The organism is Paenibacillus sp. sg306046 (assembly GCF_059821225.1).
Window position 1 is genome coordinate 254,110 of the sequence record NZ_JCAMRT010000001.1, and the last position, 12,566, is coordinate 266,675.

General features: G+C 54.7%; 11 protein-coding genes. 6 read left to right on the forward strand and 5 right to left on the reverse strand.

Annotated elements, in window-relative coordinates; genetic code table 11:
- Window positions 1–125 precede the first annotated feature (125 nt).
- Genes AC6ROY_RS01105 through AC6ROY_RS01115 form a run of 3 tightly spaced genes read right to left on the reverse strand, consistent with a single transcriptional unit; the run spans window position 126 to window position 3,187 of the window.
- Window positions 126–1,439 (reverse strand): ABC transporter substrate-binding protein, encoded by a 1,314-nt coding sequence (locus tag AC6ROY_RS01105; protein WP_500098111.1) that lies wholly within the window; start codon window positions 1,437–1,439, stop codon window positions 126–128.
- A 27-nt stretch (window positions 1,440–1,466) separates the two neighbouring features.
- Window positions 1,467–2,303 carry a carbohydrate ABC transporter permease gene (locus tag AC6ROY_RS01110; RefSeq protein WP_500098112.1) on the reverse strand — a complete coding sequence of 279 codons (837 nt, stop codon included), beginning with the start codon at window positions 2,301–2,303 and terminating at the stop codon, window positions 1,467–1,469.
- The gene (locus tag AC6ROY_RS01115; RefSeq protein WP_500098113.1) at window positions 2,303–3,187 is read right to left on the reverse strand and encodes a carbohydrate ABC transporter permease; all 885 of its coding nucleotides are present in this window, start codon (window positions 3,185–3,187) and stop codon (window positions 2,303–2,305) included. Before AC6ROY_RS01115 ends, AC6ROY_RS01110 begins: the two co-directional genes overlap by 1 nt.
- A 169-nt stretch (window positions 3,188–3,356) precedes the next feature.
- On the opposite strand from AC6ROY_RS01115, the gene AC6ROY_RS01120 reads away from it, so the two are divergent.
- The 5 genes from AC6ROY_RS01120 (at window position 3,357) to AC6ROY_RS01140 (ending at window position 10,585) form a co-directional block, all read left to right on the forward strand.
- The gene (locus AC6ROY_RS01120; protein ID WP_500098114.1) at window positions 3,357–5,165 is read left to right on the forward strand and encodes a cache domain-containing sensor histidine kinase; all 1,809 of its coding nucleotides are present in this window, start codon (window positions 3,357–3,359) and stop codon (window positions 5,163–5,165) included.
- Window positions 5,137–6,765, forward strand: coding sequence for a response regulator (locus AC6ROY_RS01125; RefSeq protein WP_500098115.1), 1,629 nt, complete (start codon window positions 5,137–5,139; stop codon window positions 6,763–6,765). Before AC6ROY_RS01120 ends, AC6ROY_RS01125 begins: the two co-directional genes overlap by 29 nt.
- Window positions 6,762–7,202: a hypothetical protein gene (locus tag AC6ROY_RS01130; RefSeq protein WP_500098116.1), complete on the forward strand. Its 441-nt coding sequence runs from the start codon at window positions 6,762–6,764 to the stop codon at window positions 7,200–7,202. The genes AC6ROY_RS01125 and AC6ROY_RS01130 overlap by 4 nt, the downstream gene beginning before the upstream one ends.
- A gap of 9 nt (window positions 7,203–7,211) precedes the next feature.
- Window positions 7,212–8,294 (forward strand): phosphodiester glycosidase family protein, encoded by a 1,083-nt coding sequence (locus AC6ROY_RS01135; protein WP_500098117.1) that lies wholly within the window; start codon window positions 7,212–7,214, stop codon window positions 8,292–8,294.
- 722 nt (window positions 8,295–9,016) lie between these two features.
- The gene (locus tag AC6ROY_RS01140) at window positions 9,017–10,585 is read left to right on the forward strand and encodes an alpha/beta fold hydrolase (protein ID WP_500098118.1); all 1,569 of its coding nucleotides are present in this window, start codon (window positions 9,017–9,019) and stop codon (window positions 10,583–10,585) included.
- 80 nt (window positions 10,586–10,665) lie between these two features.
- On the opposite strand, the gene AC6ROY_RS01145 is transcribed toward AC6ROY_RS01140, so the two are convergent.
- A complete protein-coding gene (locus AC6ROY_RS01145) occupies window positions 10,666–10,929 on the reverse strand; it encodes an AbrB/MazE/SpoVT family DNA-binding domain-containing protein (protein WP_500098284.1) in 264 nt (87 codons plus the stop codon).
- A gap of 218 nt (window positions 10,930–11,147) precedes the next feature.
- On the reverse strand, window positions 11,148–11,612 hold the full coding sequence (locus AC6ROY_RS01150; protein ID WP_500098119.1) for a tRNA (cytidine(34)-2'-O)-methyltransferase: 465 nt from the start codon (window positions 11,610–11,612) through the stop codon (window positions 11,148–11,150).
- 212 nt (window positions 11,613–11,824) lie between these two features.
- Between AC6ROY_RS01150 and AC6ROY_RS01155 the strand changes: the two genes are divergently transcribed.
- The gene (locus AC6ROY_RS01155; protein ID WP_500098120.1) at window positions 11,825–12,541 is read left to right on the forward strand and encodes a response regulator transcription factor; all 717 of its coding nucleotides are present in this window, start codon (window positions 11,825–11,827) and stop codon (window positions 12,539–12,541) included.
- Window positions 12,542–12,566 lie beyond the last annotated feature (25 nt).

The following is a 12,566-nucleotide window of genomic DNA, read 5'->3' on the forward strand; positions in this document are numbered from 1 at the left end:
ATCGGTTCATAATCAGGCGTGCAGGGCGTTCTTTGCGGGGCAATGCCACTATATGCCGAATTTCTCGCGGAAAGCAAGCGAAAGCGCCGCCCTGTTTGATTCGGACGGCGCCAGCCGGAGCAGGCTTATTTTTTCTTCAAGCTGTTCCACGTATCCTGGAATTCGATAAACATTTGCTCCTTCGTTTTTTGCTTCGCGGCATACGCCTGCATCGTGGCGGCAAACTTCTTGCTGGACGCTTCGCCGCCAGGGAATTTGAACCAGTTCCAGCTGAGCGTTTTGTTCTCCTTGCTGTACTTCATCAGGTCGGCGGCCAGCGGCCCCAGCACGCTTTCATCAGCCGGGATCGACTTGAAGGCCGGGATAAATTTAAATTCCTTGACCATGTAGTTTTTCCCCATATCCGAGGTGACGAGCCAGTTCAGGAACTTTTTCGCTTCTTCCTTGTTCGCCGAATTTTTATTGATGACCCAGTTATTCGGCACGCCGACCGGCAGCTTGTCGTTCGCCGCGGCGTCATCGCTGATCGGCATCGGCAGGAAGCCGACCTTCAGGTTCGGATTCGTTTGCGTCAGCTGCAGCTGCGTCCAGTTGCCCTGCTGGGTCATCGCCGCTTTACCGATTGCAAAGTCGGTCACCTGCGTCTTGTAGTCGGTTTGCAGCGGGTTTTTATTGCCATATTGCAGTTGAAGGTCAAACAGCTTCACCCAGCTATCAAACACGGCATTGCCAGGAATTTGGGCGGAGCCGTCGTTCAGCTTGGCGATAAAACCGTTCGGGTCCGCCTGGTAAGCAAACGGCAGGTTGACGAAATGATTGCCGAGCACCCACCATTCCCCGTAGCCATTCACAAATGGCGTAATGTTTTTCGCCTGCAGCTTTTTCGCGGCCTCCTCCAATTGGCTCAACGTCTTGGGCAGCTCGGTAATGCCGGCTTGCGCAAACAGATCCTTGTTGTACAGGAAGCCGTAGCCCTCCAGATTAAGCGGCTGGCCGTACAGCTTGCCGTCCTTGGTCATCGGCTCCTTGGCGACCTCGACAAGGTCCTTGACCCAAGGCTCGGCCGACAAGTCCTCCAGATGCTCGATCCACTTGTCCAGATCGGAGAAGCCGCCGTTGTTGAAAATATCCGGTTTGTCGCCGGAGTTAAACTTGGCCATCAGCGCAGCGCCGTAATCCGCGCCCCCGCCGACGGTGTCGATTTGAATCTTCACGCCCGGGTTGGCTTTCTCGTATTCGGCGGCAAGCTTGGCGAGCGGCTCAGCAATTTCCACCTTGAACTGGAACATTTTCAACGTCACCGTTTTGGCGCCGCCGGAAACTCCGCCTGTCGCGCCGCCTCCGGCTGCCGGCGTTTCCGTTTGCCCGGCGCAGCCGGCAGCGGCTGTCATGGCGAGTGCGGCGACCAGACCGAGATTTACGATGTTTTTTGCTTTCATAATGAAACGACCTCCCTCAATGTTGGATTACCCTTTAACCGAGCCTGCTGTAATACCTTCGATAATATATTTCTGCATGGCCAGAAAAAACAGGATGATCGGGATCACGCCAAGCACCAGCGCAGCCAACGCCAAATCCCACTGCTTCGTATATTGCCCGAAGAATGAAAAGGTCGCCAGCGGAATCGTTCGCAGCTCCGGACTGTTCAGCACAAGCAGCGGCAGCAGGAAGTCATTCCAGATCCACAGGCTGTTGAGCAGCACAATCGTCACCGACATCGGCTTGAGCAGCGGGAACACAATTCTTGCGAACACGCCATACGGCGAGCAGCCGTCCACTCTTGCCGACTCCTCGATTTCGCGCGGAATCGACTTGATAAAGCCATGATACAGGAAAACATTCAGCGATACGCCAAAGCCGAAATAACAGATAACGAGGCCAAGACGGCTGTCCATCAGGCCGACCTCGCTGGCGACCTTCACCAGCGGGATCATGATCGACTGGAACGGAATAACCATCGCCGCGACAAACGCCAGAAACAGCAGGTTGTTAAACCGCGACGGGTGGCGCACCAGACGATACGCGGCCATCGAGCTGATCAGCACCAGACCGAGGTTGCTCGCCACCGTAATAAGCAGGGAATTGCTGAATACCTGAGGAAACTTCATGATCGTCCATACTTTGGCATAGTTGGCGAAGCTCAGCGACTGCGGCAGGTTCGATGTGTTCACCAGCAGCTCCGCAAATGTTTTCATCGAATTCACGATGACGAAATAAAACGGTACCAGAAACAGCAAGCCAAGCAAAATCCCGAGTACTTCCAGAGAAAATAGACGAAGCCGATCCAGTTTGGCCGTTTCCATCACGCTTCCACCTCCCGGCTTTTCGTCATGCGCACCTGAATCATCGTAATGATTGCCACGACGAGGAAAAACAGAAAGGCTTTGGCCGTACCGAGGCCGTACCGATTGTTTCGGAACGCTTCCTCGTAAATGTTCAGCGCGACGGATTGGGTTGAATTGAACGGCCCGCCTTGCGTTAACGAGACGTTCAGGTCATACATTTTAAACGCCCATGAAATCGTCAAAAACAGACAAACCGTAACGGACGGCATAATCAGCGGCAGCGTAATTTGACGGAGCGATTGCCAGCGGGTGGCTCCGTCGATGGTGGCCGCCTCCCGCAGCTCCCTGGGCACATTGGCCAAGCCCGCGATATAAATGACCATTAAGTATCCGGCATGCTGCCAGACGCTTACAATAATCAGCGCCCAAAACGCTGTCGGCGCATCGCCAAGCCAAGGGAGCTGGAAAAATGCCAGGCCGGTCAGCTCTCCAATGCTTGCGAAGCCTTTGACAAAAATAAACTGCCAGATAAAGCCGAGCAGCAGCCCGCCGATGACGTTCGGCATAAAAAATACGGTACGCAGCATGTTGCGTGTTTTCAAGGCTTGTGTCAGCAGCAACGCCAGTCCGAAGCCGACAACGTTGGAAAGCAGCACCTCCGTCACCGTGAACCGTGTTGTGAACCAGAACGATTTGTGAAAATCTTTGTCGCTGGCGAGAATTTGCCGGAAATTGTCCAGACCGACCCACTTCACGTGAGCGGTTACCCCATTCCATTCCGTGAACGAATAATACATGCTCATGAGGAAAGGAACGATCACGATGACGCTGAAGAAAACAACCGCCGGTCCGACAAACACAAGCTGCTGCAGCGCGGCGGAAAACCGCTGAGTTGTTCTCACGCCAACCCTCCCCTTTCTTGAAGCTGTGCTATGCTTGGTTCATAAAGCTTACCTTCAGTATAAAAACAAGCGGCGCTGCTTAACACCGATTCTTGTGACGTATCAGGTGGATAATATTGATGAATGTTGCTACAATTAAAGCTTACCTGAAGTGGGAGGAGTCGTCCGCATGATCCGCAACAGTATCCGCAGCAAGCTGATTTTATTCCTGCTGGCTGCGACGCTGCTGCCGCTGGGCACCTCGATGATCGTTACGTATGTCGTCACGGAGCGGCAGATGATCCGGGAGTCGATTCAGACGAACTCCAACCTGATTTATCAGGGCAAAACGAATCTCGCCAATTATATGGAAGGCATCAAGCAAGCTTCGCTGCTCGTTTATAATGATGCTTCCTTCTATACGGTCATTGAGGAAAACGTCCCTACGTACAGCAGCCGGGGCGAGATTGTCCGCGGTCTGCAAAGCATCACGAATTCCGTCAAGGAAATTCATCAGGTGTTTCTGTACCTCAAGCGTACAGACAAGGCGTACCTGTATACGAAGGGAGCGCTCACGTCCGGCCGCGAAGGAGAGCAGGCGCATAATCCCGATATCCACAAAGGCGATATCCGGGTCGAACCGACGCATCCAAGCCATACGTATGGCGCAGAGCCTGTGAATGTGACGGCCCCCTCTCCCGTGCTTACGCTGCACCGTTCGATTCTGAACTCGCTCACAATGGAGGAGCTGGGCACGATTTCGCTCGATGTCAATATCAGCTTCCTGCAGTCGATCGGGGAGCAGCTGTACGCCCAGGGCGAGGAGCTGTATGTGCTTGATGCCGATGGCATCGTCGTATACGGATCGGACGCAGCCAGCCGCGGTCAACGCCTCGACCAAGGCTGGGTGACCGAGCTGCTGGCGCGCCCGGCGGACAGCGGAAGCTACAGCTGGAGCGATGCGAGCTTCAAGGGTATCCACATCTACGAGCGCATGGACGCGCCCTGGATGCCCTGGACCATCGTCAAGCGGATTCCGAATGAGCTGCTGTACCAGCATGCCAGGCAGCTTACGTTTGCTAATGCGATGATTCTATTGTTTTTTATGATTATCGTCATCGCGGGCACCGTGTTTGTGACATTCCGATTCACCGCCCCGATCAAGCTGCTGCTCGGTTACATCGGGAAAATCCAGACCGGCAACATGGAGGTCGATATTCACGTCAAAGGCAATGACGAGCTTGCTATTTTGGCGCATCGGTTCCGGGTCATGATGCAGACGATCAACCAGCTGATCATGAAGGAATACAAGCTGGAAATTGCGAATAAAACCCATCAGCTCAAAGCGCTGCAGGCGCAAATTAATCCGCATTTTCTGTACAATGCGCTGCAATCCATCGGTACCCTGGCCCTGCAGCATCAGGCGCCCAAAGTATATTCGCTGCTGTCGGCGCTGGCCAGGATGATGCGTTACAGCATGGATACGAGCGAAGCCTTCGTGCCCTTGAAAAAGGAAATCGAGCATGTCCGCTCGTATTTGCAGCTCCAGCAGCAGCGCTTTACCAGCGATTTGCAGGTCAGCTTTGAGGTGCAGGAGGCCGCAGCCGACGCGCTGATGCCCAAGATGATTGTCCAGCCGCTGGTGGAAAATTACTTCAAGCACGGCTTCGACCCGCGTACCCAGCCGGGCCGGATTGCGATCTCGGCAAGCTGCGACGCGGAGGGCTGGCTGCTGCTTGACGTGTCGGACAACGGACGAAGCGTTAGCGCGGAGCAGCTGGAGACCTTACAGCGTACGCTGGAGCTGCCTGCGGAAGTGCTCGGCGCAGGCCACAGCATCGGTTTGCACAATGTGCGGGACCGACTCAAGCTTTATTATGCGGAGGATATTCAGATGCGGCTGGAGCGGTGCGGGTCATTGGGCGGCTTCCAGGTCCAGCTCCGATTTCCAGCCCGGCAGAAGGAAGTGGATGAACATGATCGCGCTGATCGTGGATGATGAGCAGCACGTACGCGAAGCGATCAAGCTGCTCGTGCCCTGGACGGACTTCGGCATCCACACGGTGCTTGAAGCGCAGGATGGCGAGGAGGCGGTAAAGCTGATGCGGGAACGGCCGCCTCAGCTCGTTTTCACCGATATGATGATGCCCCTGATGGACGGCAAGGAGCTGATGGTATGGCTGCATGAGCATTTGCCGTCCGCCAAAACGATTGTCGTCAGCGGTCATGAAGAATTCGAGCTGGTGCGACATGCGGTCAAATACGGCGGCGTCGATTATATCCTCAAGCCTGTCGACGCCGAGCAGCTCGTCGAAACCGTAGCCCGTGCCGCCGGGCTGCTGCTCAAGGAGCAGACACAGCGCAGGCAGCAGCAGGAACGCAATATGGAGATCAACCAGATCAAGCCGGTATATTGGGATACCATTTGGTCCAACCTCGTCTCCGAGCCCAAAACCTTTGACAAGTACGCCCGCGAAATCGCCGACATGTACGGCATCGGCGCGCAGACGCAGCTGTGCAGGCTTGCCGTGCTCAGCCTCGACACGCTCAGCGGCAAGCTGCGGGACAGCTTCTGGTCCCAATGGGACCTCGTTTATTTCTCGCTGATCAACGTATGCAATGAGGTGCTGATCGAGCAGCAGGACGGGCGGGCCGGCGTAGCGTTCCGTTACTGGAACAGTGACAACGAGATTGTGCTGCTGCTGCTTGGCGCGCCGGACCAGTCGGAGGCTGTGCTGCGGCAGGTGCAGGCTTGTATCGCGCACACGTTCCAAAGCTCGCTTGATATCGGGGTGAGCGGGCCGCTGCCCTTCCCCGATTCGCTGCGCGAGGCGTATGCGGCGGCCAAGCTGGCGCTAAGACGGCGCAATCTGCTGGTGCTGGACCAGCGCATCCACCATTACGAGGACGCCTCCGCGCTGCCTGTGCCGCGCTTGTCGCTGAACGAGCATGCGGAGCACATTCGGCTGGCAGTCCGCAGCGGCAGCGAGGAGCAGGTCCGCAAAGCCGTAGCCGCCTGGATGGCAACTGTCCGCAGCCTGCAGACACTCAGCAGCGAGCAGCTTGAGCTGTGGTGGCATGAATACAACGGCTACAAAAACCGCTGGCTTATCGAATGGTTTGGCGACAGCCCGCCGGCCGATCAGCCGCGTGACGAGGCTTCGTTTCATGTGCCAACCGATGATGCCGGACGCCTTGCCGTCGATCTGTGGGAGCAGCAGCTTGTCCGCAGCCTCACCGAGCTGTCCCGTCAGCTGCTCCAGTCGCAGCGCCAGGACAGCAATGTCATGTTTGACATCGCGGGGTATATGCAGCAGCATTATCACCAGAACATTACCTTGCAGGAGATTGCCAACCATTTTTACTTGAGCCGTGAATACATTTCCCGCAAATTCAAACAGGAATTCGGAGAAAACTTATCTGATTATTTGAGCGGCATCCGGCTGGACAAAGCGAAGCTGCTTCTGCTCAACCCCCATTTGCGGATCGCGCAGATTGCCGCCATGGTCGGGTACGAGGATGAGAAATATTTCAGCAAGGTGTTCAAGAAAATGGAAGGCGTCTCTCCGAACGAATACAGGAAGGGGAGAGAGTCTTGAATACTCCGATTCAACCGTCAACCGAAACAGCCATACCGCAGCGGCCCAGCCGCGGAGACCAGCCGCGATCGCGGACCAAAACCTACATCGGCTTGCTGATCGTCTGGGCGCTGCTGATCGGCTTGGGAGGCTGGGGAGCCAAAGTGTACACTGACCGCCTCCAGCAGCAGCTGAAGGCGGATATCTCCGCGCAAAATGCAGCGCAGCTCGCCACCATTCAGGAGCAATACCAATCCCAGATCGGCGAGCTAAAAACGCAGGTCAGCGCTGATATGAAGCAGCTGCAAACGAAAATTGACGCCGTTAATGAGCTGCTCGCCTTCACCAAGGACAGCGCAAGCAATAAAACAGACAACAGCAACCAGCTGTACACCCAATTGGCCGATGTCACGAAAAAGCTCGACGAGTTGAAGAAGCAGCTCGACGCGCTGCAGTAAGGAGGACGTATGAATCCGAATCCTGTCCAACGGATCAATCGTCTGCTGCTGCTCACGATTGCGCCGTTCCTCGGCGTGCTGGGCTGGCTGCTCTGGCAGCCGCCTGCGGTCCCGCTTGACCCGCCGTCCGCCCGGCCAGCCGTCAGTCTGGAGCAGCAGAGCATGCTGCAAACTGCCCTCAGCAAGCTGGATCGCGCAAGCAGTGACGCCGTGCTGACCCGCGCAACGATTCAAAAATATAGCGAGCTGTATGCCAAAAGCGCAAACGAGGCTGCCAGCATATCCAAGCTGGCTGATGCGGCGGTCGCACGCCCGGCGGCGATTTTCGATCAACGCGTCGCCACGAAGCTCGGCGGCAAGACGACTCGTTCCGCCAATTCCGGCAATGTCGATTTGAAGCTGTATACGTTTCAGGAGGAGCATTACAAGGGCTACGCGCTCAAGGTCGATCTCAAAACGGATAAAGCGATGAAAATGGTGCTTGGGGATGACAAGGTGGGAGGCAGCGAGACGACGATGCAGGCGGTTCGCCGGTACGGAGCTGTAGCAGGGGTTAACGCCGGAGGCTTCGCCGATGATAACCGGACCGGCAAGCGTTATCCGCTCAGCACGACGGTCGTCGGCGGCAAATATGTATATGGCTTCGAGCCGTCCTTCGAAAATTTGACGTTTATCGGGCTGAGCACGGACCGCAAGCTGATCGGCGGCAAGTTCAGCAGACAAGAGGAGCTGGATAAGCTGCAGCCGTCCTTCGGCGCGACCTTCGTTCCGATTTTGCTGCAGAACGGCAAAAAAGAAGCGATTCCGGCCCCATGGACCACCTCGCCGGCGCGGGCGCCGCGTACTGTAGTCGGCAATTTCAAAAACGATCAGCTGCTCTTTATTGTGACGGACGGGTATGATGAAAAAGGCAATTCGGGCGCTACGCTTGCCGAGCTGCAGGACAAGCTATCCGCGCTTGGCGTCAAGGATGCTTACAATCTGGATGGAGGCGGATCATCAAGCCTGATTTTCGACGGGCAAGTGATCAATCATCCATCGGACAACGGAAAGCTGCGCACACTCGCCACTAACTTTTTATTTTTCAAATAATGGAGGCGTATTGACCTCACATTTTTATCGTTTTCTTTTTGCAACAGGTTGGTTATAATACAGGGTGGGAGGTGCTGCACATGTCCGCTACATTTTGGCTTATTGTCGTCGTATTTGCGATGTTCATCACAGCAATGCTTACCGCATCCTATAACGAAGACAAAACGAAGGGCTTGTAAGCTCATTGTGACAATGGATGGATTGAACGCGCTCAGGCTGTCTTGGCATTCCGGGACCTTGCGTTCAATCCGTCACTGAGCGCGAGTCTCAGCGTTCCTCGCATCCTTCTTGATACATTTTGTATCAAATATCTGTGCACACCCAGCTGTTCCTCTGCCTACGTTTCCTCATCATCGTTTTCATCTGCTCGCGTTGGCTTGTCTTTGTCCACGTCACCCGAACTTAGCGTTCTCCATCGCTCAGCGTCCAAGCCCAATTGCTTGATCAGCACATAAACATCCAATTCAATAGGGGGTTGATTGGCCGTAGTCATTGCGGTATAGTCCCATCCTTTTTCGAGGGCTTAGATTTTACTCGAAATCCCTTTATTGTGAATATTACCATAACACCCGTTACAGAAAGGTTACAAATTCACTATTATTTACGCAAAATGGTTTGATTTAGGTTGGGAATCCAATATTTTTTTGGTATACTTTCTTGAAACCTAGTCCTATGATCCTAGCTTTACTTTTGACCGAATGGCACAGGAGGACTTTAGGCTTATGTTCTTTTCTCTTAGCGGTTACCAGATGTACTATGAATGGAGCCTTCACCATGATCCGGCAGCCAAAACGATTGTGCTCATTCATGGCGCAGGACTATCCTCCGCCCTCTGGCAACCGATTATTCCAGCTTTGTCCCGGCACTATTCGATCTTGTCCTTCGATCTGGCTGGTCATGGACAAAGCGAGGATGAAGTACGGCTTTCTTCCTTTGAGTCCGCGGCTCAAGATTTACATCTGCTGCTGCAGTCGCTGGAACAGCCGCGTGTTATTTTGGCCGCCCATGATACGGGAGCTTTCGTCGCGGAACGATTCGCCTTTCTGTACCGGGCAAAGGTCGAGTGTGTCATTATGCTCGCGCCTGTCTGGCCGGTGCCGCTGGCCTCGGTGCATCAGCAGCTGCACGCCAAGCTCAGCCAGCTGGACCTGTCCGCGTCTATGCAGGATTACGCGCGCTGGCAGCTGCCGGCACTGAGCGTCGGCAACGGGATCGCAGCCTGGGCCGGCAGCGCCATTATGGAATCATTCCAGCGCGTAGCCAAGCCGCTGTACCGGCGGACGATGGAAGCGGCGGGCAACGAAAGCGCGCTGCCGCTTCCCTCTACCTTCCATCGGCCGCTGCTGCTGATGGCCGGCGAGCTGGACCCTGTCTTTCCTCCGGCGCTTGCCCAGATGGTCGGCAAGCTGGCGGATGCAACCTCAGTGCTCATTGTACCGGATGCAGCCAACCTGTTTTTTGTCGATCATCCTGAATATACAGCGGATTTCATGCACAGATTCATCCGGCGACAGAAGTGCGACGAGCCGCGCAAGCCGACGCTGGTGGAGCTGGAGCTGAAATCGACCTTCCGCGCTTACTGGGAGCAGACCATTTCCCACGCGTCTCCCAGGAGACACCGTATCCGGCTTCGCGGGATCGGTCAATTCGAGGTGATGATCGGCAACCAGGTGCGGCAGCAGGGCTGGAATACCCGCCACGCCAAAAGCTTGCTCGTTTATTTGGCGGTCCATCGGAGCGCGACACGGGAGCAGCTGTGCGACGCCCTGTTTTCGAATACCGACTTTCCGAAGGCGATGAGTAATTTGCGGGTGTATCTCAGCCATTTCGCCAAGCTGCTGGAAACAGAGGACGCCGACGCCCCTTGTCTGACGATCGACCGCAACCAGGTCAAGCTGAATTACGATGTGGATTTTGACCTGGTTAGCCTGCTGAAGCAGCTGCAATTTGCGCTAGATATGGAAGATAACGCTTACAGATATTCAATGTGCCAGCTTTTGCAGGAAAAGCTGCAGGGCAAAATTTTGCCAGGCTGCTATGATCCATTCTCTTTGCAGCAAAAAGAAACAGTCGAGCAGCTCTGGGAAAGCTTGTCACTCTGGGCCGCCGATTATGGCTGCAAGCAGGGCTTGTATGCGGAGGCAATTTCATTTCTGCACAGCGGATTGCAATATTGCACAGGGGATGAGCTGCCGGTCTACGATCGGCTGATCGCCATCTACCAGAAAATCGGAAACCGTAAGGAAGCACGTAAATGGCAGCGGCTAAGGGACAAATTGCTGTTTTCCTGAGGCAGGCTCTGCGCTTATCGCCGCGAAGCAAACAGGCTTGCCCGGTCTTTAAGCCGGCAAGCCTGTTTCACGCAGGCCGCTTAAGCCTGTGAATCGCTCGGTCTGAGGTGATACATCTCGCCCAAGCACTCCGCACAAATATGTCGTTCCTTGAAATCGCTGACCTGCTCCATCGAGCCGCAAAACACACAACGTGGACGGAACCGCTCCAAAATAATATGATCGCCGCTTACCAAAATTTCGACGGGATCTCCTTCATTCATCTGATACCGCTTACGCAGTGATTTTGGGAGCACGATCCGGCCGAGCTGATCGACTTTGCGTACAACGCCTGCTGGTTTCATCATTAATTCACCTCGCTTGAACTCATTTATTTACACCCTGCATCACTACTGGGTAAGAAGCTTAATCTTCTGTTCGTAATGGATTCGACGTTCTTATGAAAATTCCTTCCGCCCGCTGTCTCTTTTTCTTTCCATTTTTATCCGGTCGCCTTCCCTTGGATACCCGGCATGGAAAAGCAGAACACAACAGGCTGCTGTCTCGGTCTTGCTTTCTCCGTCTACCGCAAGCCTGCGAAGCCGGTTTGCCGCAAGCCTTCATATAAAATAACGGCCGCCGCATTGGACAAATTCAGCGACCTGACGTCGTCGGTCATCGGCATACGCATCAGCGCGTCCGGATGCTCGGCCAGCAGCTGCGGGTCCAGCCCCTTCGTTTCCTTGCCGAAGACGAGAAAGTCGCCATCCCGAAACTCCCAGTCGGTATACAGCTTGTCCGCTTTCGTGGTGGCGAAGAAAAAACGGCCGTCCGGATAACGGTCCTTCACCTCCTGGAAGGAATCATGATACTCCAGCTTGACGGCGTGCCAGTAATCCAAGCCGGCCCGCTTGAGCGTGCGGTCATCGGTGTCGAAGCCAAGCGGACGCACCAGATGCAGCCAGGTGCCGGTTGCCGCGCAAGTCCTTGATATATTACCGGTATTCGCCGGAATTTCCGGCTCCACCAACACAATATGAAACGCCATTTCCGTAACATTCCCCTCAGATTTTACACTCGGTTTACTCTATCTTAATACTTGGTTGATAGTCTCTTGCGATAATAAACACAGAGAATATCACTCTGCAAACTAGCCATGAAGCTACTAAAATCATAATCGCAAGAAACAAGATAATCAACCCTTCTTATTTTCCACTGGCCGCCCGTCGCATCCAGTAACCCGCAAAGGAGATTTTTAAAATGATGAAGAAAAAAATATTGGTTGTGGATGACGAACCTTCCATCTCAATGCTGATCGAATTTAACTTGAAGCTGGTAGGCTTCGAGGTGCATTGTGTGTATGACGGCGAAGAAGTGTTTACCGCGATCCAAAATTTCCGACCCGATGTCATCGTCCTTGACCTGATGCTGCCCAAAATGGATGGCCTGCAGGTATGCCGCAAGCTGCGGAGCCAAAACAATATGGTGCCGATCGTCATGCTGACCGCGATGCAGGATTTGTCCGACAAAATCGCAGGGCTGGATAACGGCGCCGACGACTATATGACCAAGCCGTTCAGTCCGCAGGAGCTGATTTCACGCATCCAGGCGATTTTGCGCCGCATTCAGATTTTGCCCTCGGCCGCGGAAAATGCGCCGGTCGAGATCGGGCATATCGTCATTCAGCCGGACCAGCGCGAGGTCAAGGTGAAGGGCGATCCGATCGAGCTGACGCCGAAAGAATTCGACCTGCTGCTGTTCCTCTGCAAGCATCGCGGCAAGGTACTGAGCCGCCAGCAGCTGCTGCATGGCGTGTGGGATTATCATTTCCTCGGGGATACGCGAATCGTCGATGTGCACATCAGCCATTTGCGTGAAAAAATTGAAGTGAATGCCCGGACGCCGGAATTTATCGTGACCATCCGTAATGTCGGTTACAAGCTGGCCGAGCCGCGGGCCAAGGAATCGCTGGCTTAACCGCGGGTGTTTCCCCGCGGGACAC

Coding starts and splice junctions, on each gene's coding strand:
- AC6ROY_RS01105 (WP_500098111.1), bottom strand. CDS start 1,439: ATGAAAGCAAAAAACATCGTAAATCTCGGTCTGGTCGCCGCACTCGCC.
- AC6ROY_RS01110 (WP_500098112.1), bottom strand. CDS start 2,303: ATGGAAACGGCCAAACTGGATCGGCTTCGTCTATTTTCTCTGGAAGTA.
- AC6ROY_RS01120 (WP_500098114.1), top strand. CDS start 3,357: ATGATCCGCAACAGTATCCGCAGCAAGCTGATTTTATTCCTGCTGGCT.
- AC6ROY_RS01125 (WP_500098115.1), top strand. CDS start 5,137: ATGAACATGATCGCGCTGATCGTGGATGATGAGCAGCACGTACGCGAA.
- AC6ROY_RS01135 (WP_500098117.1), top strand. CDS start 7,212: ATGAATCCGAATCCTGTCCAACGGATCAATCGTCTGCTGCTGCTCACG.
- AC6ROY_RS01140 (WP_500098118.1), top strand. CDS start 9,017: ATGTTCTTTTCTCTTAGCGGTTACCAGATGTACTATGAATGGAGCCTT.
- AC6ROY_RS01145 (WP_500098284.1), bottom strand. CDS start 10,929: ATGAAACCAGCAGGCGTTGTACGCAAAGTCGATCAGCTCGGCCGGATC.
- AC6ROY_RS01150 (WP_500098119.1), bottom strand. CDS start 11,612: ATGGCGTTTCATATTGTGTTGGTGGAGCCGGAAATTCCGGCGAATACC.
- AC6ROY_RS01155 (WP_500098120.1), top strand. CDS start 11,825: ATGATGAAGAAAAAAATATTGGTTGTGGATGACGAACCTTCCATCTCA.